This is a genomic window from Streptomyces sioyaensis (assembly GCF_004122735.1).
In the GTDB taxonomy this organism is placed as follows: Bacteria; Actinomycetota; Actinomycetes; order Streptomycetales; family Streptomycetaceae; genus Streptomyces; species Streptomyces sioyaensis.
The window spans coordinates 1-26,894 of record NZ_SDIF01000095.1 but is presented as its reverse complement, the minus strand read 5'-3'; the positions used below and the strand labels follow the sequence as shown (position 1 = coordinate 26,894).

Sequence of the window (26,894 nt, the reverse complement as noted above, 5' to 3'; positions counted from 1 at the left end):
CCCACAAACCTCCCCACCAACAATTCACCCCCCACACAACACAGACTTCCCCACCCTTCCCGCACCCGCAAGCGCCTTAACCGACAGAGCAGTTACACCGCCACTTTCCGATTCCCGAAAAACCCAAATCACCTTCGCAAAGAAATCCCTCTCCAACACCGCTGCCAATTTTTTCGCACCTCACCCGGCCCCGAAAGAACAGCGATAAGAACCAAGGACGGCATCAGGCGCGGCGCGAGGGCGGCACCCCGTACCGCATCTCGGCAGCAGGAACCAGGACGGCCGACGCGACCACCACTACTGCCATGAACCGATGGCAGCACATGGCGTCACATGACGTCGGATGGCGCTGCTTGGCACCACCCGGCACCACCCGGCGCCACCTGGCACCACCTGGCACCAACCAGCGCCACCCCGCGCCCCCAAAGCAAATGAACACACCCATGGCGCCACAATGGCCCAGGCACTCCCTTTGCGCGTTTCGCCAGGTCAACACGGCCATCCGCAAGCCCGCCCCGCACAAGATGCCACCCACCCTTGCGTGTGGCACCACATTGGTGTCACTATGACGCCATGGACCTCACTCCGTATGTCGACACCCTGCGTCGCGAACTCGCGGTGGCCGCCGAAGCCGGCGGGAAGGATGCCCGCGAGCTGGCCGAGCGGCTCACCGCTCCCCTGGAGTCGGCGACCCGTCTGACCATGCTCAATGTGCTCTCCGCCGCGATGGACGAGATCACCCGCGAGCTCGCCCCCGGCTCGGTCGACGTACGGCTGCGCGGGCTGGACCCCGACTTCGTGGTGACGCTGCCGCCCGGTGACAGCGGCCACCCGGAAGCAGCTGCCGCTCCCGCCGAACCGCTCGCGGCGCCGCCCACCACGGACGACGACGGTGCCACCGCCCGCGTCAATCTGCGACTGCCGGCCCATCTCAAGGCGCGCGCCGAAGAGTCCGCGAACCGCGAGGGCCTCTCGGTCAACGCGTGGCTGGTGCGCGCCGTGTCGGCCGCCGTCGACGGCAGCACGCGGCCGCGTACGACGGAGAAGGCCCACTCCATCGGACAGAACTTCAAGGGCTGGGTGCGCTAGCCGCGCCCGCACCCACCCCACTTCACCCGCACCACGTCCCCTCCCCACCGGCGGGGACGACCATGAGACCCAAGAGGACGGGACAGCCATGCCTTCTTTCGACACCCCCGAACCGATCTCGGCCACGGCACACGTGGAGGCCGGTTCCATCCAGTTCACCGCGGGCGACCGCCGCGACACGGTCGTCGAGGTGCGGCCCCGCGACCCGCAGCGGGATCCGGACGTGCGGGCCGCCGACCAGACCGAGGTGACGTACGCGAGCGGCGTCCTGACCGTCCGGACGCCCAAGCAGCGCTACCTGCTCGGGCGCACCGGCACCGTGGACGTGACGGTCGACCTGCCCACCGGCTCGCGCGTCGACATGACCGGCGCCTGGGCCCAGGTGCTCGGCGAGGGCCGGCTCGGCGAGGTCCGGGTGAAGACCTCCTCGGGCGATGTACGCCTGGACACGACCGGGCCGCTGCAGCTGACCGCGTCGCACGGATCGATCACCGTGGACCGCGTCGAGGGCAAGGCGGAGATCAGCACCAGCTCCGGCAGCCTGCGCGTCGGCCTCATCGACGGACCCGCGACCCTGAAGAACTCGCACGGCACGACGACCGTCGGCGCCGCGACCGGGGAGCTGCGGGTGAACGGCGCCAACGGCGACATCGACATCGCGCGCGCCGAGGGCTCGGTCGCCGCGACCACTGCGAACGGCACCCTGCGCGTGGCCGAAGTGGTACGCGGCACCGTCCAGTTGGAGACCTCCTACGGCGCCATCGAGGTCGGTATCCGCGAGGGCACAGCCGCCTGGCTCGACGTCAGCTCCGGCTTCGGGCAGGTGCGCAACACCCTCACCTCGTCCGCGTCCCCGGAGAAGGCCGAGGACACGGTCGAGGTCCGCGCCCGTACCCGACACGGCAACATCGACATCCTCCGCGCCAAGCCCTGAGCACCCCCGCGCACCCCCGCACCATCCTCAACTCACCTCACCCCCACGCCACTTCAGCATGTGAGCGGAGGGCCTGGCGCGCGTTCTGTCATGCCCACACCATGACGTCGAGAGCCGCTCAGTCGCCCACCGCCTCCGACCACAACAACAGCCACAAAAGGACCTCCAATGACTCAAACGGTTCCCATCCCGCACGGCCTCCCGATGGATCGCGATGCGGGCCCCTTCGACCCGCCCCGCGAGATCACCCGGCTGCGCGAGGCCCGCCCGGTCAGTCCCCTGGTCTTCCCCGACGGTCACGAGGGCTGGCTCGTCACCGGCTACGACGCGGTCCGCCAGCTCATGGCCGACACCCGGTTCAGCTCCCGCCAGGACATCGGCGTTCTCCACGTCCCGTACGAGACCCCCGGCATGCCCGCCCCCACCGAACCGTCCCCACAGATACCGGGCCTGTTCGTCGCCATGGACCCACCGGACCACACCCGGCTGCGGCGCAAGCTCACCGGCGCCTTCACCGTCAAACGCATGAAGCTGCTCGAAGAGCACATCATCGCCATCACCGAGCGGCAACTGGACGAACTGGCGTGCCTGACCCCGCCGGTCGACCTGGTCAAGGAGTTCGCGCTGCCGGTGCCCTCGCTGGTGATCTGCGAACTGCTCGGCGTCCCTTACGCGGACCGGGAGACCTTCCAGGTCAACTCCGCCACGTTCATGGTCAAGGACGTGACGCTCGACGAGAAGATGGCCGCGTACGGCGCTCTGACCACGTACCTGGCCGAACTGGTCACGAGCAAACGCGCCACCCCCGGCGAGGACATCCTCTCCGACCTGGCCCGCCACGACGACCTCACCGTCGAGGAGCTGACCGGCGTCGCCTTCCTGCTGCTGCTCGCGGGCCACGAGACCACCGCCAACATGCTGGCACTGGGCACCTTCGCGCTCCTGGAGCACCCCGAGCAACTGGCCGAACTGCGCGCCGCCCCTGATCTGCTGCCCGGCGCCGTCGAGGAACTCCTGCGCTACCTCTCCGTTGCCGACACCTTCTATCGCTACGCCACGGAGGACATCGAACTCGGCGGCGAAACCATCGGCAAGGGATCGACCGTCGTCGTCTCGTTACTGGCCGCCAACCGCGACCCCCAGCGCTTCGAGAACCCCGACACCCTGGACATCCACCGCAAGGCCCGCGGCCACCTGTCCTTCGGCCACGGCATCCACCAATGCCTCGGCCAGCAACTGGCCCGCATCGAGATGCGCGCCGGTTTCGACGGACTGCTGCGCCGCTTCCCGACCCTCAAGCTCGCCGTCCCCGCCGGCGAGGTGAAACTCAGGACCGACATGAACATCTACGGCGTCCACGAACTGCCGGTCACCTGGACGGAAACGACCCGGTAAACCGTCGGCCGTCAGGTCCCCTCGGCCACAGGCAACGCCCCGACGCCGATTCCCGGTTCCAGGAACCAGTCGGGGGCCGGCGGGCGCCTCTCCTCGGCCTGCCGGCGCTCCCGCTGCTCCTTGTCCGCGATCTCCTTCCGCACACGGTCCAGACACCGGACGAGGCAGGTCTCCACCATGCGGAGGCGTGTCACGTCCGGCAGGCCCCCGCCGGGTAGTCCGGACGGGGGCTTTGTCGTGCTGTCCAGCAGGGAAGTGCAGCAACCGGGTCAGCCGGTACAGCCCATCGCCTCGGAGAGCTTGCCAAGAGAGAGGCGGGCGAGGCCGGCCGAGCCGGCCGTCGACAGCGACACATCCACCGCTCTCCGGGGACGCGCGGGGCACGTCTGCGCCCGTGGTAGGCGCTGCGGCGTCGTACTGCGTCTGCGGCAGGCGAAGTGTCTGCGGACGCACGACGACGGCCCCGGGGGCGCGACGGCATCGTGAACAGGGTCGCAAGCGACGAGACGCCCACCGTCTGTCGAGGAGCCTGGAGCAGTCGTGGACCCCACAGCACACCGTGTGACCGGCGGCGAGGAGGCCGCCCAGGCCGTCCTTCGCGGCCGGCTACGTGCGGCAGTGATCGATATCGCGCCCATCTTCGGATTCACCGTGAGCTACGCCCTCACCCACCGGCTCACCGTCGCGCTGGTGCTCGCCCTGGCGGCAGCGGCCGGGGTCTGCGTCTACCGGGTGGTGCGCGGGGAATCGGTGTGGCGCGCGCTCGCGGTCCTCGGTCTCGTGTGCGTCCAGGGGGCGCTGGCCGCGAAGACCGGAGAAGCCGCCAACTTCTTCCTGCCGAACCTGGTGATGCACAGCGTGGTCGTCGTGGCGAACGCCGTGGGGTTGCTGATCGGCCGGCCGCTGATGGGCGTGGTGGTGGCGCTGATCACGAAGGAGGGGCCCGGCTGGCACCGGTGTCCCGTGCGGCGCCGGGCGTTCGTCAAGGGCAACCTGGTGATCCTCGCCTCAAGTGCCCTGATGCTGGCGATCCAGCTGTCGCTGTACCTGTCCGGCCAGGTGGTCGCCCTCGGCACGGCCGACGCCTTCGGGCCCCCCGTCCTCGCGCTCGCCGTACTGCTGGGCTGGCGCGTCCACCGCCGCGCCCTCGCCGGCCACTCCTGCGCCACCAACTACCGCACGGACACCGAGACATCCCTCCCTCTGGAAAGGACCCTTCCGTGACGAACACCCAGCCCACGAAGACCCAGCCCTCCAAGACCCAGCCCACGGTGCGGAGCTGCCCCTTCGACCCGCCGGAGGAGTACCGGACGCTGCGTGAGCAGGAGCCGGTCGCGCCGATGACCTTCCCGGACGGTGCCGCCGGCTGGCTGGTCACCAGGTACGACGACGTGCGGACGGTCCTCTCCGACCCGCGGTTCAGCGCGAAGCGCGGCATCCTGCGGCCTGGCGGCTCCGAGGGGGAGGACATACCGGCGCCGCCGCCGGGGCTGTTCATCATGATGGACGCGCCGGAGCACACCCGGTTCCGGCGGCTGCTCACCGGGCAGTTCACCGTGCGCCGGATGCGGCAGCTGACGCCGGCGGTGGAGAAGATCGTCGCCGAGCAGCTGAACGCGATGGCTGCGGCCGAGGGCCCGGTCGACCTCGTCCAGGCCTTCGCGCTGCCGATTCCCTCGCTGGTGATCTGCGAGCTGCTCGGGGTGCCCTACGCCGACCGCGAGGAGTTCCAGCGGTACTCGGCCACGATCGTCCGGCTGAATTCCAGCCTTGAGGAATTCCAGCAGGCACAGGCCGCGATGCGCGGATTCATCCACCAACTGGTGCTCGCCAAGCGGGAGAACCCCACCGACGACATCCTCAGCGAGCTGGTCCGGTCCGGCGAGCTGACCGATGAAGAACTGACCGGCGTGGGGGTGTTGCTGCTGATCGCCGGGCACGAGACGACCGCGAACATGATCGCGCTCAGCACCATGTGCCTGCTGCAGAACCCGGAGCAGCTGGCAGCGCTGCGCGCCGACCCCTCCCTGATGGACAGCGCCGTCGAAGAACTGCTGCGCTACCTGTCGGTCATTCAGTTCGGGGTCCGCCGTACGGCGCTGGAGGACGTGGAACTGCACGGCCGGCAGATCAAGGAAGGCAGCATGGTGGTCGCCTCCCTGTCATCCGGGAACCGGGACGCGGCACACCTCGCCGACGACCCGGAGCTGTTGGACGTGGCCCGGGCACACAGCCCGCACCTGGCGTTCGGCCACGGCATCCACCAATGCCTGGGCCAGCAGCTGGCCCGGGCGGAGATGAAGGCAGCCCTGTCCGCGCTCCTGGACCGGTTCCCGGCGCTGCAGCTGGCCGTTCCGGTGGAGCAGGTGCCCATGCGCGACGACATGCTCGTCTACGGCGTCCACGAACTCCCCGTGACCTGGTGAAACCGCCACACACACCCAGCGCCCAGCGCATCGTCGACACACACACCACGCGGAGAACCACATGAAGATCCTCATCGATGAGGGCAAATGCGTCGGCGCGGGCACCTGCGTGCTGGCCGCCGCCGACGTCTTCGACCAGCGGGACGAGGACGGCATCGTCGTCCTGCTCGACGCCGACCCACCGCACACGTCGCTGCCCCAGGTCAGGGACGCCGCCGCCCGCTGCCCCGCGCTGGCCATCGAGGTGGTGGAGTAGTGCCCGCCATGGACCACATCGTTCTGGTGGGCGCGTCGGCCGCGGGTCTCACCGCGGCCGACACCCTGCGGCGCGAGGGCTTCACCGGGACGCTGACCATGGTCGGCGACGAACTGCAGCTCCCGTACGACCGGCCGCCGCTGTCCAAGCAGGTGCTGGCCGGAGACTGGGAACCGCATCGGTCCACCCTGCGCCAGGACACCGACATCCAACGGCTGGACATGACCCTGCGACTGGGGTGCCGGGCGACCGGCCTCGATACGGCGGACCGCGTCGTCACCCTGGCGGACGGAGACCGGCTGGGATACGACGGCCTGATCATCGCCACCGGACTGCGCCCCCGCCGCCTGCCCTTCGGCCACGAACTGGCCGGCGTGCATGTGCTGCGCACCCTGGACGAAACCCTGACGCTGCGCGCCCAGTTGCTGGCCGGTCCCCGTGTCGTGGTGATCGGTGCCGGATTCCTCGGCAGCGAGATCGCCGCCACCGCGCGCGGTCTCGGCCTGGACGTCACCCTCGTGGACGTCGAGCCGGCCCCGATGGCCAGGCAAGTCGGCACCTGGGTCGGCGGTCTGGTGGGTGACATGCACCGGGATCACTGTGTCCGGTTGCGCATGGGCCGCCACGTCACCGGCGTGACCGGCGAGAACGGCCGCGTCACCGCCGTGACCCTCGACGACGGCAGCCGGCTGCCCGCCGACGTCGTCGTGGTCGCGATCGGCTCGGTGCCGGCCACCGACTGGCTGGCCGCCTCCGGGCTCCCGCTGGGTGACGGGGTGCTCTGCGACCGCACCTGCCGAGCCGCACCCGGCGTGTACGCGGCAGGAGACGTCGCCAACTGGCCGCATCCCGTGGCCGGCCGCCGGGTCCGCCTCGAACAGCGCACCAACGCCACTCAACAGGCCATCACCGCCGCCGGAAACCTCCTTTCCGGCCCCGCGGAGGCAGTGCCCTACGCACCGGTTCCTTTCGGCTGGACCGACCAGTACGACGCCAAGATCCAAACCTGCGGCTGGTGCCCCTCCGACGCGACCGTGGAAGTCGTCGACGGGGATCCACAGGCACGCAAATTCGTCGCGCTCTACAAGGTGGACGGCCGCGTGGTGGGCGCGCTCGGCTGGAACAGCGCACGCGCCCTGCGCGAGTACCGCGGTCACCTCACCGGGATCGACGCCGCGAGGTGAGCCGTCCGCCGCACGGCAGGCCGGTACGCACGGTCCGCCTCGTTCGATGAAGCCGTACGCACCGCGCGGCCGGACCGCCGTCATCGCCGGTCCGGCCGGGGTTGCGTACCGTGGGAGAGTGCAGATGACCGACCGGATCGGCGAGTGGCGGCGGGCGGCCCGGCCCCCCATGGTCGACCTGGTCGTCGCGCTGGGCTGCTTCCTCCTGGCCTCCCCGCTGACCCTCGCGTTCGCCTACGTCGACCACGCCGCGGTCTCCTGGTCCCTCGTCGCCCTCGCGCTCTCCTGTGTGCCGCTGCTCGTCCGAAACCGCTGGCCACTTGCCGTGGTGGCGGTGACCGTGGCCATGGCTCTGGCCCAATTCACCCTGTCCCAGCTCCCCAGGCCGACGCCCGCCGCCACGGCCGTCGCTCTCTATACGGTGGCGATCCGCACCGGCCGGCGCAGGGCGTGGGGCGCCGGCATACTCGCGGCAGCCGCGCTCATCACCGGGTCGCTGCTCCTCCGCCCGGGCGTGGAACAGCTTCCGCAGTCCCCTGGCCTGGCGGAGAAGCTCCCGTCGTCCCTTGCCCTGATTGCCTGGACGCTCATGGCGGCGGCCATCGGCGACGCGGTCCGCAGCCGCCGTCAAGTGCTCGCCGCCGCCGTGGAGCGAGCCGAGCGGGCCGAGCGCACCAAGGAGGACGAGGCCCGCCGCCGGGTCACCGCGGAACGCCTCCGGATCGCCCGGGAGCTGCACGATGTCGTGGCCCACCACATCACCCTGGTCAACGCCCAGGCGGGCGTCGCCCACCACCTCATGCGCACCGACCCCGAGCACGCCTACCAGGCGCTCGAACGGATCCGGGACACCAGCCGGGGCGCGCTGGACGAACTGCGCGCCACCGTAGGACTGCTCCGGTACGGCGAAGACCCGGTCGAGCCCCGCGAACCGGCGCCCGGACTCGCCGGTCTCGACGGTTTGCTGGACTCCTTCCGCCACTCCGGCCTCCAGGTCACGCTGGAGCGCACCGGGCAACCGGGCGAGCTGTCACCGATCACCGATCTGACGGCCTACCGGATCCTCCAGGAGGCCCTGACCAACACGCACAAGCACGCCGGCCCGGCATCGGCGCGGGTCCGTCTGGACTTCCGCACCGATGTCCTGCGGATAGCCGTCGAGGACGACGGCCGTGGTACCGAGGGAAGCAGCCGTGGCACCAGCCCTGCCGCCGCGGGCGTCGAAGGAACCCCCGAGGCCGGCACCGGCCACGGCATGATCGGTATGCGGGAGCGGGCCAAGTCCGCCGGAGGTACCCTCGCCGCCGGACCGCGCCCTGGTGGGGGCTTCCGTATCGACGCCGAACTGCCGCTGCGCCCCGGCCGAAAGGTCTGACCATGGCCATCCGTGTGCTGCTCGCCGACGACCAGGCCCTCCTGCGCGGCACCTTCCGGATGCTCATCGACTCCGCCCCCGACATGGAGGTCGTCGGGGAGGCCGCAACGGGCCGCGAGGCCGTCGACCTGGCCCGCAGCCACCGCGCCGACCTGGTGCTGATGGACATCCGGATGCCCGACCTCGACGGCCTCACCGCGACCAGGCTGATCAGCGAAGACGAGGACCTCGCAGGCGTGAAGGTCCTGGTACTGACCACCTTCGAGAACGACGAATACGTCGCGGAGGCACTCCGCGCCGGGGCGAGCGGCTTTCTCGGCAAGGGCATCAACCCGGACGAACTGCTCGACGCGGTCCGTGTGGTCGCCGCCGGCGACTCCCTGCTCTCGCCGACCGCGACCAAGGCCCTGATCGCCCGTTTCCTGGCCCAGCCCGCACCACCCCCCGGACGGGCCGCAGCACCGCAGTTGGCCGCACTCACCCCGCGGGAGCGCGAGGTGGTCGCCCTGGTCGCCGCCGGCCTGTCCAACGACGAGATCGCCGAGCGCCTCTTCGTCACCCCGCTCACCGCCAAGACCCACGCGAACCGCGCGATGACCAAGCTGGGCGCCCGTGACCGGGCTCAACTCGTGGTCATCGCCTACCAGACGGGACTGGCCCGACCCAACGGGGCATGACCTCCGGCACCGTTCGAGGTGCCACGGAACGACACGGCGGACGAAGCCGGCTCCGCGGCCGCCCGGCCAGACATCTTCGCCAGGCGCCGGAGCGATCGGAGTGTGACGCCGCAGGCACTCCTCTTGGCGTGGTGCCCGATCCCACGGATCAGAAGGCTGCACGTTCGCCCCTGCCGAGCACGTCGCCCTTCATGGCCGAGACCGGTCGGTATCCACCGTCTCCCAGCTCTGGGAGGCGTGACCCGCTCCCTTGCCCTGGCCACCGATTCTTGTGGACGGTGCGGCAACCGCACCCGGTTCTGACTGTCAGCTGCGCAGCTGGCAGTCAGAACCCCGCCCAGCTCCGGGCTACTTACGGCTTTGGCCCCGCACAACGTCCATGAGGTCCGTGGGCGCCAACCGGACGCCGTAGAGGAGCGCGACCAGGACCAGCGCAGAAACCCCCGTCACCTGTGCCGTCACCTGGTCGGGGAGGTTCAGGAGCGTGCCGCCCACGGCCACCCCGCACACACCGGCGCCAAGGATCACCAGCCGGACCCATTCCCGGTTCACGGCCGCCGTGACGCCCTCAAGGTCGTTCGGATCCAACAGGGCCAGCGTGCGGCCCTGGGCGTACCGCTCGGCAATCTTGGCCAACAGGCGCGCCATCTCATCGAACACCGCCTTGGTGTCCGCGTCGGAGTCCTGCCGTGCTTCAACGGCCCGCAGGGCACCCACCACATCGGCGGCGTGCTGCTTGAACCGGGCCGCTTGAACACCCCGCACGGCCGGATGCCGCGTACGCCAGGCCGACCACACCACGCGCTCAGCTTCCGTCAGGTGCACCCGCGGGGCAGCCAAGGGCTCACGGATCTCGGCCATCTGGAGATGGTGCCGGCGCGCGTATCCCACGCGGGCGAGGCATCGCACCAGATCCACCACGGGCCGGTTCTTCCTGGCCTCTCCCACCCGCAGGCTCAGCAGTGCCCGTGTTGCCGCGAACCGCGGGGTGGGGTCCGTGTGCGCCGTCTTCTTCTCCTGCTGGTACCGGGTGGGAGGTGCCAGGAACCCGACCGCGACCAGGACCGCCCGCACTGCCATGAGGGCCCCCACCATCAGGACCACCGCCACCACGGCCGTTGTGGCGTCTCTGGGCCGTCCCAGTGGATCGGCAAGCGCCGACAGATACGGCGTGGCCGTATCGGCGATGACCTCGGCCACCCTGCGGAACGTCGCAACGGTCGAAGCAAGCGGATCAATGGCGCCGTGCGCCTCGGCCGCTTCACCGCTCCTCTCCCACAGGTCGACCGTGCCCCGCGTCAGGGCTGTCACGAGTGCGCCGGCGTTCAGGGTTACCTGTAGGAAGACGTACGCCTTGACGACGTACAAGAGGAACGCCGCCGGGATGGATTCGTACCACCGCGCCACCGCAGTGCGCACCGCGTACGACGGCGGGAACAACCGATTCGCAGACGGGCCAAACCCTCGGCGGGCCCACGCCAGGTATCGCCCGGTTGAGCGCGCGCGGGCCCGTACGGCCTTACGCATGACTCTCACCCACCCCAGCGTCACCAGGGCCACCACGCGGGCGCGAAGGGACACGACAAACGCGCGAACACGCCATCCATCGCCAGGGTCAAGTAGCCGCAAGATCACAAACGCCAGCAAACCGACGACTCCCGCGACCAATCCCCAGAACGCCAGCACAAACAGCGCTCTGAACACCACTGCCAACAGATCAAGCATCCGGGCAGTCTCACCCAACACCCCCGAGCGCCGGGAGGCTTGATGCCGGAATGAGACAGGGCCTCGCATCTGACGTGATGGTGAGGCCCTCCGGGCGCCTCGGCAGTTCTCGTAGAGCGTCCCGCGCCTGGGGTCGCCGCGCGAAGCGGTGACCCCAGCCACGCCCTGCCGTGAATGGCTCAGCCTTCGATGGCACGTACTCAAACTTCGATGGCACAGGACAGAGGACTTTGACCTGGGGATCGTAGGCGTCGACTCGACAGAAAAACGAACAACAGATCCCTGGGCGGGGTGGCTCGGTGTTCATCATCCTGGATACGCCCTGGTCAGCGCCGGGATACAGGCGAACCGGGGTGAGACAGAACGCACGCAGAAGGGGTGCGCCGCCGAAGCGGGGCACCCCTTCTGACCAGCTAAGTCGCTGACCTCGGCGGAGGCTGTGGGATTTGAACCCACGGTGACGTTGCCGCCACGACAGTTTTCAAGACAAGGCCCACGGGCGAAGCTGTGCGGCCTCTGACTTGCCCGTTCAGGCTCAGTTGGTGCAGTTCAGCCTCCGCCCGTCCACATCTCGTCCACAGGCAATGAGACTTGCGAAGCATGAGCATCCCCGCGAGCACCGTCTGAAGCAGCACCCACCCTTCCACCAGGTAATAGGAAGGCGACCACACAAGCACGTCGCACCAGCGCCGCGCCCGGCAGCAGTCGTTGAAGCGGTTCCGGAAGAGCTGGCTGCTTCCGTAGCGACAGTGCTCCGCGAGACGGACACCAGCTCTATTTAGTGCAACATTCGACAAAAGGCGGGGGTCCGGAGTCTCTCCGAATCTTCAATTACCAGTTGCCCTGCTGACTGGGTAGGCTTGAGAGGAGTCTTACAGGGCCCTGACAAGCAGGTGGTCATGATGCCTCAACCAATCCTGTCCCAGTGGTATGACTCCTGCCGACAGCGTGACCTACTTCTTGCGGGAGCGCACATGCCGGAAAAACTCGGCAAGCCGGTGGCACTAACTCCGCAAGTCCTTGGCCGGCTGAGATGGGACAGCATCCGCAGCCGATTCCGGATTCAAACCTCCGCCCAACTTCTAGACGGCCCACTTTTCCATTGGTTGGCGCGCGAGCGCTCCATAGAGGAGATAGGGGTTCCCGTCACGGATAGCGGCAAGACACTTTTCCCATTCCATGTAACCACGATTGGGACGGGAATAGAATCATCCTTGCGCGATATCGCCACACGACCTTTTATGTTCTCGTCGATAGCCGCCGATGATTGGCAGCGCCTTGAGCTTCAATCAAAGCTTAAGGCCATGGGAACACCCGAAGAGATAGCTAGGCGCAGTGATCGAGATGGCACAATAGAAGGAATCGTGGGACTGCTTGAGGATACGGGAGCTATCCCTCGCGAGGAATGTGAACGCCTAGGAAGAGCATGGAAATTTTGGGCCGAGTGCGAGAATGACGGTCGATTGGTAACGCGCCAAGCCAAGCCCTATGGCGACGATACGGAATCTTTTCTCCTGGAAGGCTGGGATGCCCTCACTCTAGAGACACAGGCAGGTAGGGCAACGCAGAGCCTTATACGATCTGATGCGACCCGCGATGAGAATGGATTGCGCCGCCGGAGTCTCGTATGGCAGAAGCTGGACCGGCTTCACCGCAGCGATGATCCCGGCGAACGGCGCGATGCCGAGGTGCTACGCGTGCACTTCGACCGTTGCTATTACCGGACGATCGCGGACGCCGAGGGAAGTTCACTTTCCCTTGAAGATGATTGGCCAATCATCGGAAAGGCCAGACGTCACGCGGCTGTCCGTTACGCGAAGAGCCATCCGGATCGATGTGTCATTTTCCGCGGCGACATCAAGCTATGCCTCGGGCAAATACCCAGGAAGGAATGGGAAACATTCACTGGAAACATAGAAGATGAGCTAAATTCCTGGTGGGCCGACCCATGGAACAACTCGTCCAGCATGAAGGAGATAATAAAGCGGCTCGAAATGGATTACGTTGATGAGGTCGAATCCTCCATCACTAATCGACAGAAAGCGGGCGTTGGCGCTATCGTCGCGGCTGGCACAGGCGCCGGATCCGGCCTTGCGGTGAATCCAATAGCCGGAGCAGCGGTCGGCCTGGCTACGTGGATCCTAACAGGACCAGCTGTTGACCGATTTGACATGTGGAATAGGGACCGCAAGATTATGTACGATATCGTCGAAATGATTCCCACTTCGTAGCTCGCATCTCTGGATCTTTCGCGTTAGCACGCATACGCCTATCACGCAAGGCAGCAAGCGGCCAGAGAGTGCGGGGCAGGTCGATGGAGCGGCTTTGCTCAGGAAATACGAGGAGGGGGCAAGAGACTGGGCCGTAAGCTAGCCACGAATCGGGCTGACTTTTGGGCTTCCCGCAATAACCCAAAATGCGCGCCCTCATCTTTGATTGATTGCTCATGGTGGCTGCCTAAGGCTGCTGAGGCAACTCCAGGCTGCCGCTGCCAGCAGCTCGCCCATGCTCCAGATAGGCCACCCTTCCTTCGGCCCTTGCTGCAGCCGCAGCCTCGATTCGCCGAGCGAGGCGCGGAATAGTGAGCTTGGCGACCGTATCCACAGGGTGAAAGTCGTACGCCCCAATTTCCGTAGTCTGCAGGCGGATGCGCTCCCGCAGCTCCGCTGTCAGGACGCCACCATCGAAGAGGTAGAGCAGCTTGTCTCCCTCGCCAGGGCTGGGAGCCCAGTCCACAGCGAGCAGACGGCCGATCTCCGGAGAGATGCCTAGTTCCTCGCGCACCTCGCGGACGCATGCCTGAAGCGGGGATTCGCCGGTCTCGACGTACCCCCCGGGAATCTCCCGATAGTCCTTGTACGTCGGCTCAAGCATCATGACCCTGCCCTGGTCGTCAAAGAACAGCGCGCCCGAGGCCATCCTCGGGCGCGCCATCTTCGCCTCGTGCTCGTTGTCGCTCATGCGAACGAGCCTAACCAGGTCACACGACACGAAGCCTCTCGGCCAGGTCAGCGATCGGTCGGGTCGGGCGTCCTCGGGTGCCGCGGACCCAGCCGAGGACCAGATCGCGGCTCATGTAGTGGTGCCTGACCTGCTCCGGCGCAAGCTGCTCGGCTTCCAGCACGGCAGCCAATGCGTCGTCGGTGCGGTTCCAAGCGCTGAGGGCCCGCGCGACTTCCAGGTTGTGCCGTACGCGCCGCTCTACGGGCAGGCCGCTGGTGTCCACCTGCGGGCCGATCTCCGCTGCGATCTGCATGTCACCCAGCTCGCCGGCAGTGGCTACCCGGTGGATCGACACGTTCGTCGGGCCAAATGCCGTCCACATGTGGTTGGCGTCGGCTCCAAGCCGGGCTGCTGCGTTCTCCGCTTCCCGAAGGAACTCCTGAGTGGTCGCTCGATCCTCCGCCCGGGCGGCCGCCATAGATCCGGTGAGGAACAGCGTCCCGTACACGGACAGGTAGTCCGGCGTCGCATCAGCGAGTCCCGGTTCCAGGAGGCCGGCCGCGTCCGTCACCAGCTGGGCTGCTGTCTCGAAGCGCCCTGTCGAGAGAAGGCAATGCGTCACCGACCGGAACAGCGATCCGGTGATCACGTTGTTGCCGCTCAGCTGCGCCGCGGCCAGTCCGCGGTCCGCTGCGATCCACGCCAGCTCGTTCTCGCCGAGCTTGCCAAGGACCATGGCGGCGCCCTGGTAGGTCATGGCGAGCAGGCCGTTCGCTTCATCTCGCTCGTCCCCGGAGCAGACACGGACCGCGAGCAGGGCGTCAGCCAGCAGCGGCGGGAGCGCCCGAGCGGCAAAGCCGTACCGAGAGCCCTGGTATGCATTCCAGACTTCGGCCACGTCCGAGCGCAACGCTTCCAGTGTCGGTGGTTCACCATCGACCGGCGCACCGAGGAGAGGGGTGAGGAGCCGGTAGTCCATGAGCGCTTCACGGAGGGCGGGCACGGTGCGCCGGCCGCTGTCCTTGGACCACTCCAGTAGCGTCGGCTCGCCGATCAGGTCTCCGATGGACACATCCAGCGCGTGGGCGAGCGCCCTGATCACCGAGAGGCGATCGAGCTCGATGCGGTTGTTCTCCGCTTTCCCAAGCCAGTCGGCCGTTCGGCCGACGAGGCCAGCCAGTACGTCCTGAGACAGACCACGGCGATGGCGGTACCAGGCAACGCGCTCGCCGGTCGTTAGGTGCTGCGTCATTCCTCGCATGGCTTCAGCCTCAGCTCAGTTCGGAAAGGGACCCCGGAAGGATTTTCCGGGGTTACCCGGGACCAGCGCCATAGCGTCGAAGGCGTACAGAGTGAGACACGCCGAGACAGCAACGAGGGGGCGCGGTCGTGGGTTTGACGGCACGTGAATGGCAAGTGGTGAAAGCTGCGATCAGCGAACTCTCCACCGAGGTGGACGCGTTGTCAGAGAGGGCACACGGTCTCTCGGCGACGTTCACGCAGAGCCCTGCGAATCCTCCAGCTGATTCAGGCGGTCATCGAGACGAGCCAGGTGAGCCCGAATGCTCTCGATCTCCTGCATGATCGCCACAAACTCCGGGCTGGGCTGGCCGCCCTCGGCCGTCTCGGACCTGCTGCTCACGAAGTAGCCGCGCGTCGAGTCGGGGCGTACGAAGCCGCGCTGCACGAGCAGCTGCAGGGCCTTCGTCGCAGTGCCCGGAGCCACCCCGAAGTCGCTGGCGATCGAGCGAACCGCCGGCAGCTTCTCACCCGCCTTGAGCTTGCCTGACTCGATGTCCTTTTGAAGGGCATCCGCGATCTGCTCGTTCACTCGGCGCGAGGCGTCGGCGGTGGGCGTCATACGGCGATGCTATCTGCCCTTCCACCAGTCCAACCAGCACACACAGCACGACACCTTGTACTGCTTGTATCAGTCGTGCTAGAACAGCCTCAAGGCTAGTCACCCCGTTCGGGGCGACAGAAACAAGCACGACATCGCTTTGCCCTGCACAAATGCGTGACCTGCACCGCCCAGACGGCCCCGTGACACGGGTCGAAAGAGAGCGGTAGTGCCTTGAGAACTGAACAGTTGACGCAGTGATCGAAGCCGGGAGCTCCGCATGGGCCCGGCTGAGCCCCTGGTATGTCCCTCGCTAGCTCGCACTGCCCACGACGTGGGCCTGTAGATCACTGCACCGCGCCGCCACGCCCCGCCTCCCTGCGGGATCCAGCGTCTAGGCGCGGCCCTCCGGCGCCGCAACGCCCTGAGCGTCGCGGCCGGTTGCCTCCTCCGCCCGTCCAGCGCCCCTTGTGCGCTGTACGGGCGGGGCTGAGGGGAGCCGGAAAGTCCGGCCCCGAGAGGGGGAGTTCGATGGAGATCGCTGCCGCGGTTGTCGCGGTCATCGGCACTGTGCTGGGTGCTGGTGTCGTCGGTGTCCAGCAGTACTACGTGGCTCGGTCTCAGCGCCGTGAGGCTCTGCGGGACCAGGCCCTGAAGGCCCTGACCGAGCTGAGCACCGCGCTGGCCGACCATCGCCGCGCGATGTGGGTGCGCGAAGACCTGCGGCTCTCCGGTGCGACGCCGGCTGATGTTGCTGCCGCCCGCGAGGCCAGCCACGTCACCCGGTCCGCCGTCACCGCCCCGCAGATCGCCCTGACAACGCTGCTGCCGCAGCTCCGTGCCGACGTGGATACCGCTGTGCGCGCCACGTACGACATGCGCGGCGCCTCGAACGCCGTCGCCCTGGCATCCCTGCGTGAGTCCGCCGTAGACGCGGCCGACTGCCTGGCCGCGACAGCGGCACGCGCCCTGTCCCGTCCCTGATCCACCACCCCGTAACGGCCTGCACCCCCCGGAGTAGCCGCTCCGGGGGGTGCCTTGGGCCGTCCCACTGTTGAAGGAGTACACGACCCATGAAGACCATCGCTGCACTTCAGGCGCTCGTTACCGCCAACCCGCCCGTCGGCGGCCCGACGGACGCAGAGCTGGATGCCATCGAGGTCGAGATGCCGGTCATCTCGGCCGAGGTCGAGCTGCTGGACGCGCAGATCAGCGTGCTGGACCGGCCGGCCACCGCACTCGACGAGCGGCGCATCCGCCGGGCCCGCAACCGGGTCCTGGCCGCCCGCCGCGACCTGACCAACCGCGCCACCGCGGACCAGACGGACGGTGCCGCATGAGCACACCGACCCTGAGCGCCCTGGGCGCCCCGCTGCGGCTCCTGCGGATGTTCAGCACCGAGTACCCGCACCTGCCGGCACCGTGCCTGGACGTGTCCACGGTCTACCCCGACTTGCTGACGCTGTCCTTCCACAGCGACCTTGGCGGTTTCGAGGCATGGCGGGACGCCCTGAGCATTGCGGTCGAGACCGTCAGCCACCACGTTCAGGGCGATGGCCGCACCCAGGTGCTGGAGGCCGAGGCCGACTACGCGGGTGCGCGGCTGCACCTGGTGGGCTACGCCAAGATTCCCGCTCCCGAGGCGGTGCGTTCACGGGCGGAGGTCGGCTCGTGAACGGTGTTCAGGTGCGTTCAGCCGAGCGCGCGTTGTCGGTTGGCACATGGCTGATCGTGGGCGGCGCGATGCTCTACTCGATCCTCACCGTCACCCCGCTCATGTCCGCCCACACCCCCACCGCGTGGGCGTGGACGGCGCCGATCCTGCCGCTGGTGGTGGACGCGGCGGTGGTCATCGTGGTCCGCCTGGACTCGGTGCTGGCCCGTCTGGGCGGGCACGGTGGCCGGTGGCCCATCGCCCTGCGGTGGATGACCGGTGCCATGACCCTGGCCCTGAACATCGCCGACTCCGCCCTGAACAAAGACCTGGTAGGCGTGGCCGTCCATGCGGTTGCGCCGCTGCTCCTGATCGTCACGGCAGAGACCGGGCTCGCCTACCGCCGCGCCATCACCCGCGCAGTGACCGCACTGGAGGACAAGCGGCAGGCCGAGCGCGAACGCCGCGAGAGGGCCGTACGCGAGCGCGAGGAGGCCGCTCGCCGGGAGCGGGCCGAGGAGCGGGAGCATGCCGCCGCGCTGGCGCGTGAACAGCGTGAGCATGAGGCCCAGCTCACCCGTGAACAGGCCGAGCGCGAAGAGCGCCATCGGCGTGAGGAGCGTGAGCAGGCCGCCGCCCACCAGCGGGCGGAGCGGGAGGCTCGTGAACGCCGTGAACGCGAGCGTGAACAGCAGCACCGCGAGCGTGAACAGCGTGAACGCCAAGACGCCGAACAGGCCGCGCGGCAGCGCCGCGAGCGCGCCGCGGCCCACGAGCGTGAACAACGAGAGCGCCAAGAGCAGGCGGAGCGTGAACGCGCTGAACTGCTCGCCGCCGGCCCCGCGGTCGAGAAGCAGCCTGAGGACCGCGCCCGCCAGACCGTAGCCGCGGCGTTCCAGGCCGGGCTTCCGGTGAGGTCGGCTGCGGACCTGTGTGGCTGGTCGACCGGCTGGGTCTCCAACCGCTACCAGGAACTGCGCAACCACCAGCCCGTGGTGCCCCGCGTCCTTGAAGGCGTCTCGTCGTGAGCACGATCCCCGTCTACCCGTGGCGTCTGGCCCCGGAGGGGCTGGCGACGATCCGGCAGCTCCGTGCCCGGGGCCTGCGGCCGGGCGGCCAGCCGGTCGCAGCCCAGTTGGAGCGGCCCCGCCGCAGGCGCGAGCCCCTCGTCGCCTACCTCTACCGCATCGACCTCGCCAAGCCGGTCCGTCCCATGACGCCGGCCAGGTGGGCGGCGCTCGCCAAGGCGAACGCCGCCCGCCGCCTCTGTCCCGGCTGCGGCTTTGACCGCGGCTACACCATTCCCACTTCGCTCGGAGTCTGCGCGACCTGCCCTCCCTGGCTAGCTGTCTGACCTGCGCGGATGCACCCGCCCTCGCCGCCTGAGCATCGATCTTCAAGGAGATTCCGCTGTGACCAGCCAGAACCAGACCATCCAGCAGCAGGGCACCCATCAGTGGGTGATCACCCTGGAGAAGCCCGGCCTCGCGTCGGGAAGCTGGTACGGGGTCTACACCCCGCCTGTCGGCGCCACACGCCACGACGTGTTCAAGGTGCTCAAGAGCGGGATCGAGGCGGAGAACCCGGAACTCGCCGGAGCCACCGTCATCTTCTTCGCCCTCGAACCCAACACCCTCTGATGGCTGGCACCGTGCAGCGCCGCCGCCTGGCCCTGCCCGCTGCGGCGCTGGCTGGGGCGGTCGCGGCCGTCTCGACCGGTCTGCGGCTGGCCGCCTACCACGTGCCGGCCTCGCTGAGCCTCTCGTGTGCCCTGTCCGTCCTCGCATCCACGGTGTGGCTGATCGCGCATATTGCGGACGCCCTGACGGTCACCACCTACCGCTGCCAGGCCCCCGGGTGTGACTTCCGGGTGCGGCTGCGGATCACGGATGCGGCGGAGAGCCGCAGGTGGCAGAAGATCGCCGCTGAGCATCCGTCCCACGGCTACCGCCCCTGACCAAGGGGCATTCGCGCGGGGCCCCGGCCTGCTTCCACGGCCGCCGGGGCCCCGCTTCTCCTCGAAGGGAGCCTGACCATCATGTCGGAATCCACGGTCCAGGCCGTGACGGAACTCCCCACACCACCACCCCCACCCATGCCCGCGCAGCCCCCAGCCGCTCCGGCGCCTATCCCGCTGCCGGGCCGTCCGCTCGCCGTCGCCGGAGCCAACGCCGTAGGGGCTGTTGCTGCCGGTGCCATGGCGGCCGGCGGCCCGGTGGGCCTGGCGGCTACGGGCGCCGCCGCGGGTGTCGCTGCCGTTGGCGCGCTGATCGCCCGTCGCCGCAACACCCGCCCCGCTGGCAAAGCCGCCAGGTACCGGCGGGCCGCAGGCAGCGGCACAGGCACCCGGAGTACCGGGATCAGCCCGTCGCGCACCTCGCTGCGTGGGACTGGTGGCGCCGGTCGCACCGCGGCAGGCACAGGCCGCACCACACCGAGCAGCGGTGGCTTGCGGGGCGCCGTTCGTGCTGCGGCTCGCCGCACCGTCCCCGGGCCCGCGGGAAGCAGCGCCCACCGTGCGGCAACCACTGCGTCGGCCCCCAGCCCGGGCCACCGCAGTAGCCCGCCTGCTCGGCCGGGACGTGTAGCCGACGCGCATCGCGTGCCGAAGCAGGCCCGTACGTCGCCGAATTCGAGCGACTCTCCTGCGCGGCTGGTCAAGGCGCCGCCAGGCTCCGGCGGCCGGACTGCCGGTCTGGCTGCCGCGGCACGGCGCGCGGCTGGTGCCGGGGCCGCGGCGGGCTGGTCCAAGTGGCAGTCCGGGGCGCCCGCCCGCGCTGCGCGTGCCGAGAAGCGCACCGCCCGCCGCACAGCCCGTGGCATGGAGAAGGCGTACAAGAAGGCAGGCGTCACCCCGCCGGGCACCGCTGACGCCGCGGGGCGCGACCGCTCACGCAAGAGGCCGAGTGCTGCCGTGGTGCAGGCGAGGGCGTTGCGGCGCTCGGCGCTGCGGCACGGTGCCCGGATGGCCGGCAGCGCTGTGCTGGCCGGCGGGGTCGGGCTGGCCTCGGGCGTGTGGAACTGGCGTCGCCCCGGTGTGGCCGTCGGCCACATGAAGGCTGCGTGGCTGCGGCTGGCCAACCGGGCTCGCCGCATCCGCGCAGTCCGGGATGCTGCGATCCGCGGCGACAGCGCACCGGGCGAGGTTCCGGTGCCGGGCGAACAGGTCAAAGACCCCCACCGCACGACGAGCAAGCCCCGCACGACCCCGCGCAAGGAGCGGCTTTCGGGCCGCGTGAAGCTCGGCGACTCCCAGGGAGGAAACGACGTGTCTGAGTCCACCACTCCTTCGTTCACGCGTCTGTCGGATGCGGCAGAGGTCATGCTGCAGGCAGCCTCCACGTTCGATCCAGAGCAGATGGAGCAGTTCCAGCACCTGATCGATGACCTGCCCGAGGCCATGGGGATGGTGCAGGAAACCATCCGGGTCCTGGCGGAACTGGCAGACGAGAAGCTGCCGGTGGAGCCGGTGGTGACCGAGGAGATCGGCGAGGGCTACCGCGCCATGAACCGCGTCATCGAGGCCCTCGACGAGGTCGGCGCCGTCTACCGCCGCGCGCACGCCGCCGACATCGAACGGCACGAAAACCCCCGCAAGGGCCTTGAGGGCGAACGCAAGTGGAACGTCTGACCACCCTGCTGCCCCGCACCACGCTGACGGCCCCCGCACCACGCTGACGGCCCCCGCACCGCGGGGGCCGTCCCCTTTGGAGAGGACACCATGAGCAGCAACAACAGCACGTCTCGGGTGGACTGGAGTGCCGGGCACGGCATCGTCTCGGGCACCTTGAATGCCACCTCCGGGACGCTCGTTACCACCGCTCTCGCCCACACCACCGCGATGCCCGCCGGGTGGGCCCTGGCCGCGGGCGCCGCCGGAGCGGCGGGCACCGCGATCGCCGGTGTGCGCAGGGGCCTGACCAAAGCCATGCTGGGCTTTCGCTCCGTGTGCTGGATGGCGGCCGGCGCCTGGTCGTCCTGGGCCCTGACCAGCGGGGGCCCCACCACGCTGCCCGCCCTCGGCTCGCTGGCCGTGGCGGGCATCGCCGCCGGAACACTGGCAGCGGGATTCGCCGCGCACGAGGAGACCGAGCAAGCCCGCCGCACCACCCTCTTCCACCTCGGCGTCCGCCGAGCGCTGGCCGAGGAGTGGATCGACCGCATCGCCCGGGTCTGCCGCGTGGAGAACGTCGAGATCGTGGCCATCGAGCACTGGCCCTCGGGCATGGGCTACACCGTCGAAGTCAAGCTCCCCGAAGGCGGAGTGACCCGCAAGAGCATTGCCGACCGCGCCGCAGCGCTCGCCTCGGACCTGGACCTGCCCACCGGCTGTGGACTCCAGGTCGGCGAGGGCATGTCCCGCCGGCTGGTCCTGGTCAAGGTCACCACCAAGAGCATGGCCGGCACCGAACTTCCCTTCCCTCTGGCGGAGATGACGGAGACGACCACGGTCAACAACCCGATCCCGCTGGCGCTGCTGTCGGACGGGGGCCGGGCCGAGCTGGACATGCGCCAGGCGTCCACGATCGTGGCGGGCGCCACCGGCACAGGCAAGACGAACTGGCTGCACACTCTGATCGCCCTGCTCAACCAGACCAACGACGTGCTGGTGTGGGTCATCGACCTCAACGGCGGCTCGCTGGGCCTGCCCTGGCTCCACGCCTGGCGCGAAGCCCAGCAGCACACCGAAAGCTCCCGCTGGGCCGACGCCGACATCCCCGCCCCCGGCGTGGACTGGCTGGCCAGCACCCCGGCCGAAGCCAAGCGGATGCTGCGGGCGGCGGTGCGCATCGCCAAGCAGCGCAAGGTCACCTACCAGGACCACATGCGGGCCGAGGACGACGACAAGCTCCCCGTCGGCCCCGACCTGCCCGAGATCGTCATTATCGTGGACGAGGGTGCTGAGGTGGCTGCCACCCGCGAAGCCAAGGAAGTCCTGGCAGGGACCTCCGAAGTGATCCGGATCGCCCGCGCGATGGCCATCCGCGCGGTCATGTCCGCGCTGCGCGTCACCCAGGACGTGCTGCCGGATCCGATGGTGCGCAAGATGGCCTCGAACCGGGTGTGCTCCGGAGCGACGGAGGACAGCGAGCTGGGGCACTTCTTCGGCTGGCGGGCGCTCGCCGTCGAGGACTCCTTCGACGGCCCCGGTTCACTGCTGGTCGGCACCGACGGCAAGGCCCCGGATAAGGGCCGCCAGTGGCGCATCACCCCCTCGATCATCGAAGAGGTCTGCGCCGCCACCGCCCGCCGCCGCCCCGCCCTCGACGAGCCGTCACTGAAGGCGGCGGGGGCCGAGTACGAGGAGCGGTGGACGCTGGAGCGCTGCGGGCACCTCTTCGGCCTCCAGCCCGCCACCACCGCCCCCGAAACCACCACCGGCGACGGTGGGGAGGCGGGGGCGCGGAAGTGGCGGGCAACCGCGGGCTGGGACAAGCCCCGCACCTCGCGCGGCCCCAGCGAGGGAGCGCCGCGCGACAAGGAGCTGGAGGCACAGTTCCTGGACATCGTCCGCGGCGGCATGAACGATGACACACCGCCGGCGGAGGACAGCACCGACTGGTCCAACCCGGGCACCTGGGCTCCGGCCCGGGAACCGGGCGGCGCCAAGCCCGATGCCCGCCAGGCTGCCTTGAACCTGATCATCGCGGCCGGGCCCGACGGCACCGGCGCCTCCGCCATGGAGCGGGACCTCAAGGACGCCTACGGCACCCGCCGTCCCGTCATCCAGCGGTGGCTCAAGGAGTGGTCGGAGCGGGGTGAAGTGGTGCGCGTCGGGGACGGCAGCAAAGCCCGCTACGTGCACCGCCAGCACCTGCCCGAGCCCCCCGCCGAGTCCTGAACCCGGCCTGTCTGCCACCTGTCACCCACCCCACCCCAAGGGGCCGCTGGCTGCCGCTGACGCCTGTATCCCCCCTTTGACCTGCGGGTTACAGGTGACAGACAGGTGACAGGTGACAGGCGGGTGACAGCCCAGATGACAGGTACCGGCCCCGCCCTCGCCCCCTCCGCGAAGGCGGGGCCGACGCCTTCCACCGACCATCCCCAGGAGTCGCTGTATGGCCTTGACCCTCTCCGCTGTCGTCCTCTTCGGCATCCTCGCCGTCGTCCTGCTGCGCGGCCGTCACGTCAGCTTCGGCACCGCGCTCGTGCTGTTCCTCTTCGGCTTCTTCGTCGCCGGAACTGGCGCCTACAAGCCCATCTACAACCTGTGCCAGGCCATAGCCGAAGCCCTCACCCACCTCACCACCTGACCGGCTGCGGCCCGCCGAGGAGGAACCGTGAACACCGAACACCCCCACCCGGCCGCGCCGGTGCTTCCGGCGATGCGCGCCGAGGAGATCCCGCCCGGCGTCCAAGAGGTCATCCTCCCCAGCGGCGAACGCGCCCTCGCCTACAGCACCGGCCCCACCAACCCGCAACCAACGTCCGCCGCTCCGGCAGCGCCGGTCGCTCAGCCGATCCCGGCCTGGGCCAAATCCACCGCCCTGCTCGCCCCGACCATCGGCGCCGGAATCGGCATGGCCGCCGTCGGGCTCTCCACCGCCGTGCCGGGACTGATCGCCATGAGTCACGCCCTGTGGGCCGCCGCCGCTCTCCTCGCCACCGGCGGCACCGCCGCGGCCGTTGTCGTCGGCCGCGTGCGAGCCCGCATCACCGCCGCACCGCAGGCGACGCAGCGACCACACATCACCCAGTACATCACCGCAACCGGCCTCTTCGGCCGTGCCAACGGCACCATCAACCACCGGTGACGCAGTGGCCGTCAGGGTTTTGCTCGGTGGCGGTCCCAGTGGGCACCCAGCCAGACGCGATGCTGCGGCTGCAGAGGGACGCGGATCGTTTGCCCGTGCAGCTGCCGGTAGAGCGGGTAGTCGCGGGGCTTCTTGCCGACATCCAGGATGCCGGTGTCCGGGTCCACAGCAATGTGTCCCAAGTCGAACAGCCGGTGCAGGTCGCGGCGCATCATCAGGCCGCCGAACTCGTGGTGCTCACCGCTCTCGGCGAAGCTGTAGAGGTGAGCTGCCTCCAACGCCTCAGCCGGGGTGGGGCCGCTGAAGGCGCAGTTCTCGCCCTGCTCGTGCAGCAGCTGCTTACGGAAGGTCTCTTGTCCCTGCCGCACTTCGACGGTGGCTTGACGGTGTCCCCCGCGGATTACGGTCTTGGCCTTGTCGGTGACCCTTGCCGGCAGGGAAGCCCCGGCTTCATCGAGGGCAGCGTGGACCTTCTCCCACCGTGCGGGACGCATGCTGTGCTGCGAGGTGGGCTTGTCGCACAGGCGGCGCACCTGGTCCCCGGTCAACCGTCCAGGCAGTGACTGCCAGGCCCGGCCGTGGTGTGAGCAGTATGTGACGACCTCGCGAGTACGGGGTTGGGGCTTCTCGAACCGGGTGCGGCACTTGTTGCACCACCACTTCAACTCGCCCGTCTTCAAGGGCTTGAAATCAGCCTTGCCGCAAGTGTCGTGGAAGTACGTCGTCTTGGTGGCGTGGTCGGTGTCGATCCGTTCGATGACCGAGACACCCAGCAGCTGCTTCTTGTCCCACAGGCCGATCACATCACCAGCAGCGAGATTGGCGTGCTGCGGAACGGTGCTGTCCCACCGGTAATGCCGCGCGGGGTCATCGTCATACCCATCGTTACTGCCGTGCTGGCGCTCGCTGCCTACCGCCAGCACGAACCACACCGTCGCCATAGCCACCCCCCGAAACACCGATGTCCAAGCCCAAGCCTTCGCCGACACACGTCGCGAAGGAGGACGACCCGCTTCTCGCCAAAGTCCCGGGCCGCCCTCTTCCAGCACCTTCACTGAACTGGAGACCCCAGGATGACTCAACCTGTCCCGATCCGGCGAGCCCACGCCCCGCGGTTACTGGACCTGTGCTGCGGCGCGGGCGGCCTGTCGATGGGCTACCACCGGGCCGGATTCGACGTCACCGGCGTCGACATCCATCCCCAACCCCGGTACCCCTTCGCGTTCGTCCAGGCCGACGCGATCGACTACGCCCGCGACCACGGCCACGAATACGACCTCATCCACGGCTCCTGGCCGTGCGAGCACTACGCCCGCGTCACCAGGTGGCGCGGCCGCCGCGAGGACCACCCCGACCTCCTCGCCCCTGGCCGCGACGCCATGCAGGCCACCGGCCGGCCCTGGGTCGTCGAGAACGTCCCCGAAGCCGCCTGGAATGGCCTGCTGAGGCCGGACTACCTGCTGTGCGGTACCCAATTCGGCCTGCCGCTGCGTCGGCACCGTGTCTTCGAGACGTCCTGGGGCGGCGGTGGCGACCTGGTGGCGCCCTGCTGGCACCGCAAGAACCTGCTGGCCTTCGAGCACAAGGGCGAGCGGGCCTACGCGGACGCCATGGGCTGCACCTGGATGAACAATCTCGAAGCCCGCAAAGCCGTCCCCCCGGCCTACAGCCAGTGGATCGGCGAACAGTTCCTTGCCCTCGAAAGGAGCGCAGCGGCATGAACACCGGTCTCCTGACCGCCGCCCTGGCGGCCGTCGAGCGCGGCTGGCCCGTCATCCCTCTCCAACCGGGCCGCAAGCGGCCCGCCGGGCACCCGGAACGCTCCTGCCCCGGCACCGGCCGCTGCGTAGGCGGGCACCGCACCCCCGAGCAGCGCGCCACCACCGACCCCGCCCTGATCCACGCAGCATGGGCCACCCGCCCCTACAACGTCGGTATCGCGACCGGCCCGGCCGGGCTGCTGGTCCTCGACCTAGACCCGCTCAAGCCCGAAGAGCCGATCGGAGCGCCTGACGGCGCCGCTTCCCTGCAAGCGCTCTGCGAGCGCGCCGATCAGACCGTCCCCACCACCTACCGCACGCGGACCGCCCGCGGCGGAGAGCACCTCTACTTCACCGCCCCTGCCAGTGTTCGGCTGGGCAACACGGCGGGCAAGCTCGGCCCGCACATCGACACCCGCGGCTGGGGAGGCTACGTCGTCGCCCCCGGCAGCACCACCCCCACCGGCAACTACACGGTCGCCGACGATGCCCCGGTCGCCGAACTGCCCGCCTGGCTCACCCAGCTGCTACGCGATGCGCCCCAACCCACCGTCGCGGCGGTGGCGCCCGTGCGGGACGGTAGCCGCGCTGCCCGGGTCGCCCTGGAGCGCGAATGCGACGTGGTCAGGGGTGCGTCCGAGGGCGGGCCCAAGGGGCGCAACGTCACCCTGCACCGCAGCGCCTGCAAGGTGGCGCGGTTCGTCGCGTGGGGCCACATTCCCCGGCACGTGGTGGAGGAGGCAATCCAGGCGGCGGGGGAGTCCACGGGACTGCCGCCGGCCGAGTGCCGCACCACCATCCGCAGCGCCATCGACTGGGTGCTCCGTGCGGCCGGCCCCCGGGAGACGGCATGAACACCCCCAACTCCCCCCGCCTGGACC

General features: G+C 69.2%; 29 protein-coding genes and 1 tRNA gene. 23 read left to right on the top strand and 7 right to left on the bottom strand.

The genetic code is table 11. From position 1 onward, the window contains the following. Positions 1-573: 573 nt before the first annotated feature. The 3 genes from EST54_RS25650 to EST54_RS25640 all read left to right on the top strand — a co-directional run bounded on the left by EST54_RS25650 (position 574) and on the right by EST54_RS25640 (position 3,418). Positions 574-1,089 carry a hypothetical protein gene (locus tag EST54_RS25650; RefSeq protein WP_129250094.1) on the top strand — a complete coding sequence of 172 codons (516 nt, stop codon included), beginning with the start codon at positions 574-576 and terminating at the stop codon, positions 1,087-1,089. Positions 1,090-1,177: 88 nt separating this feature from the next. Continuing rightward, on the top strand, positions 1,178-2,023 hold the full coding sequence (locus EST54_RS25645) for a DUF4097 family beta strand repeat-containing protein (protein WP_129250093.1): 846 nt from the start codon (positions 1,178-1,180) through the stop codon (positions 2,021-2,023). 168 nt (positions 2,024-2,191) lie between these two features. After that, complete coding sequence (locus EST54_RS25640; RefSeq protein ID WP_129250092.1) at positions 2,192-3,418, top strand: cytochrome P450; 1,227 nt, start codon at positions 2,192-2,194, stop codon at positions 3,416-3,418. A gap of 11 nt (positions 3,419-3,429) precedes the next feature. On the opposite strand, the gene EST54_RS34160 is transcribed toward EST54_RS25640, so the two are convergent. Then, complete coding sequence (locus EST54_RS34160; protein WP_154074038.1) at positions 3,430-3,597, bottom strand: hypothetical protein; 168 nt, start codon at positions 3,595-3,597, stop codon at positions 3,430-3,432. A 361-nt stretch (positions 3,598-3,958) separates the two neighbouring features. Between EST54_RS34160 and EST54_RS25635 the strand changes: the two genes are divergently transcribed. The 6 genes from EST54_RS25635 to EST54_RS25610 all read left to right on the top strand — a co-directional run bounded on the left by EST54_RS25635 (position 3,959) and on the right by EST54_RS25610 (position 9,336). Further along, entirely contained in the window at positions 3,959-4,642 is a 684-nt protein-coding gene (locus tag EST54_RS25635; protein ID WP_244942614.1) for a DUF3159 domain-containing protein, read from the top strand. After that, positions 4,639-5,844: a cytochrome P450 gene (locus EST54_RS25630; protein ID WP_129250091.1), complete on the top strand. Its 1,206-nt coding sequence runs from the start codon at positions 4,639-4,641 to the stop codon at positions 5,842-5,844. The genes EST54_RS25635 and EST54_RS25630 overlap by 4 nt, the downstream gene beginning before the upstream one ends. A 61-nt stretch (positions 5,845-5,905) precedes the next feature. Next, positions 5,906-6,100 (top strand): ferredoxin, encoded by a 195-nt coding sequence (locus EST54_RS25625; protein ID WP_129250090.1) that lies wholly within the window; start codon positions 5,906-5,908, stop codon positions 6,098-6,100. An 8-nt stretch (positions 6,101-6,108) separates the two neighbouring features. Continuing rightward, positions 6,109-7,284 carry an NAD(P)/FAD-dependent oxidoreductase gene (locus EST54_RS25620; RefSeq protein WP_129250089.1) on the top strand — a complete coding sequence of 392 codons (1,176 nt, stop codon included), beginning with the start codon at positions 6,109-6,111 and terminating at the stop codon, positions 7,282-7,284. A gap of 124 nt (positions 7,285-7,408) precedes the next feature. Further along, complete coding sequence (locus EST54_RS25615) at positions 7,409-8,659, top strand: sensor histidine kinase (RefSeq protein WP_129250097.1); 1,251 nt, start codon at positions 7,409-7,411, stop codon at positions 8,657-8,659. 2 nt (positions 8,660-8,661) lie between these two features. Beyond that, positions 8,662-9,336, top strand: coding sequence for a response regulator transcription factor (locus tag EST54_RS25610; RefSeq protein ID WP_129250088.1), 675 nt, complete (start codon positions 8,662-8,664; stop codon positions 9,334-9,336). A gap of 348 nt (positions 9,337-9,684) precedes the next feature. Here EST54_RS25610 and EST54_RS25605 read toward each other — a convergent pair whose 3' ends face one another. Together EST54_RS25605 and EST54_RS33965 are read right to left on the bottom strand one after the other, a co-directional pair. Continuing rightward, complete coding sequence (locus tag EST54_RS25605) at positions 9,685-11,061, bottom strand: hypothetical protein (protein WP_129250087.1); 1,377 nt, start codon at positions 11,059-11,061, stop codon at positions 9,685-9,687. A 431-nt stretch (positions 11,062-11,492) separates the two neighbouring features. Continuing rightward, positions 11,493-11,619 (bottom strand) — tRNA-Ser (locus tag EST54_RS33965). A gap of 416 nt (positions 11,620-12,035) precedes the next feature. Here EST54_RS33965 and EST54_RS25600 point away from each other — a divergent pair. Then, positions 12,036-13,292: a hypothetical protein gene (locus EST54_RS25600; protein WP_129250086.1), complete on the top strand. Its 1,257-nt coding sequence runs from the start codon at positions 12,036-12,038 to the stop codon at positions 13,290-13,292. Between the two features lie 226 nt (positions 13,293-13,518). Here EST54_RS25600 and EST54_RS25595 read toward each other — a convergent pair whose 3' ends face one another. From EST54_RS25595 to EST54_RS25585, 3 genes are all read right to left on the bottom strand, one after another. Then, positions 13,519-14,022, bottom strand: a complete 504-nt coding sequence (locus tag EST54_RS25595) for an NUDIX domain-containing protein (RefSeq protein ID WP_129250085.1) — start codon at positions 14,020-14,022, stop codon at positions 13,519-13,521. 19 nt (positions 14,023-14,041) lie between these two features. After that, positions 14,042-15,265, bottom strand: coding sequence for a helix-turn-helix domain-containing protein (locus tag EST54_RS25590; RefSeq protein ID WP_239013181.1), 1,224 nt, complete (start codon positions 15,263-15,265; stop codon positions 14,042-14,044). Positions 15,266-15,499: 234 nt separating this feature from the next. Continuing rightward, positions 15,500-15,865 (bottom strand): GntR family transcriptional regulator, encoded by a 366-nt coding sequence (locus EST54_RS25585; protein ID WP_129250084.1) that lies wholly within the window; start codon positions 15,863-15,865, stop codon positions 15,500-15,502. 510 nt (positions 15,866-16,375) lie between these two features. On the opposite strand from EST54_RS25585, the gene EST54_RS25580 reads away from it, so the two are divergent. The 11 genes from EST54_RS25580 to EST54_RS25530 all read left to right on the top strand — a co-directional run bounded on the left by EST54_RS25580 (position 16,376) and on the right by EST54_RS25530 (position 24,253). Continuing rightward, complete coding sequence (locus EST54_RS25580; RefSeq protein ID WP_129250083.1) at positions 16,376-16,828, top strand: protein kilB; 453 nt, start codon at positions 16,376-16,378, stop codon at positions 16,826-16,828. A gap of 89 nt (positions 16,829-16,917) precedes the next feature. Further along, on the top strand, positions 16,918-17,184 hold the full coding sequence (locus tag EST54_RS25575) for a DUF6284 family protein (RefSeq protein ID WP_129250082.1): 267 nt from the start codon (positions 16,918-16,920) through the stop codon (positions 17,182-17,184). After that, positions 17,181-17,519, top strand: a complete 339-nt coding sequence (locus tag EST54_RS25570) for a polysaccharide deacetylase family protein (RefSeq protein WP_129250081.1) — start codon at positions 17,181-17,183, stop codon at positions 17,517-17,519. The genes EST54_RS25575 and EST54_RS25570 overlap by 4 nt, the downstream gene beginning before the upstream one ends. Continuing rightward, positions 17,516-18,526, top strand: coding sequence for a DUF2637 domain-containing protein (locus EST54_RS25565; RefSeq protein WP_129250080.1), 1,011 nt, complete (start codon positions 17,516-17,518; stop codon positions 18,524-18,526). Before EST54_RS25570 ends, EST54_RS25565 begins: the two co-directional genes overlap by 4 nt. Further along, positions 18,523-18,852 carry an RRQRL motif-containing zinc-binding protein gene (locus tag EST54_RS25560; protein WP_129250079.1) on the top strand — a complete coding sequence of 110 codons (330 nt, stop codon included), beginning with the start codon at positions 18,523-18,525 and terminating at the stop codon, positions 18,850-18,852. The genes EST54_RS25565 and EST54_RS25560 overlap by 4 nt, the downstream gene beginning before the upstream one ends. Positions 18,853-18,910: 58 nt before the next feature. Further along, entirely contained in the window at positions 18,911-19,138 is a 228-nt protein-coding gene (locus EST54_RS25555) for a hypothetical protein (RefSeq protein WP_129250078.1), read from the top strand. Further along, entirely contained in the window at positions 19,138-19,455 is a 318-nt protein-coding gene (locus EST54_RS25550) for a hypothetical protein (RefSeq protein ID WP_129250077.1), read from the top strand. The genes EST54_RS25555 and EST54_RS25550 overlap by 1 nt, the downstream gene beginning before the upstream one ends. An 864-nt stretch (positions 19,456-20,319) precedes the next feature. After that, the gene (locus EST54_RS25545; protein ID WP_129250076.1) at positions 20,320-21,129 is read left to right on the top strand and encodes a hypothetical protein; all 810 of its coding nucleotides are present in this window, start codon (positions 20,320-20,322) and stop codon (positions 21,127-21,129) included. Between the two features lie 90 nt (positions 21,130-21,219). Next, entirely contained in the window at positions 21,220-23,340 is a 2,121-nt protein-coding gene (locus EST54_RS25540; protein ID WP_129250075.1) for an FtsK/SpoIIIE domain-containing protein, read from the top strand. Between the two features lie 217 nt (positions 23,341-23,557). Next, the gene (locus EST54_RS25535) at positions 23,558-23,752 is read left to right on the top strand and encodes a hypothetical protein (RefSeq protein ID WP_129250074.1); all 195 of its coding nucleotides are present in this window, start codon (positions 23,558-23,560) and stop codon (positions 23,750-23,752) included. A 72-nt stretch (positions 23,753-23,824) separates the two neighbouring features. Next, on the top strand, positions 23,825-24,253 hold the full coding sequence (locus EST54_RS25530; RefSeq protein ID WP_129250095.1) for a hypothetical protein: 429 nt from the start codon (positions 23,825-23,827) through the stop codon (positions 24,251-24,253). 11 nt (positions 24,254-24,264) lie between these two features. On the opposite strand, the gene EST54_RS25525 is transcribed toward EST54_RS25530, so the two are convergent. Further along, complete coding sequence (locus EST54_RS25525) at positions 24,265-25,194, bottom strand: HNH endonuclease signature motif containing protein (protein WP_129250073.1); 930 nt, start codon at positions 25,192-25,194, stop codon at positions 24,265-24,267. A 132-nt stretch (positions 25,195-25,326) separates the two neighbouring features. On the opposite strand from EST54_RS25525, the gene EST54_RS25520 reads away from it, so the two are divergent. Next, a complete protein-coding gene (locus tag EST54_RS25520; protein ID WP_129250072.1) occupies positions 25,327-25,974 on the top strand; it encodes a DNA cytosine methyltransferase in 648 nt (215 codons plus the stop codon). Continuing rightward, positions 25,971-26,867 carry a bifunctional DNA primase/polymerase gene (locus EST54_RS25515; RefSeq protein ID WP_129250071.1) on the top strand — a complete coding sequence of 299 codons (897 nt, stop codon included), beginning with the start codon at positions 25,971-25,973 and terminating at the stop codon, positions 26,865-26,867. Before EST54_RS25520 ends, EST54_RS25515 begins: the two co-directional genes overlap by 4 nt. Positions 26,868-26,894: the final 27 nt, after the last annotated feature.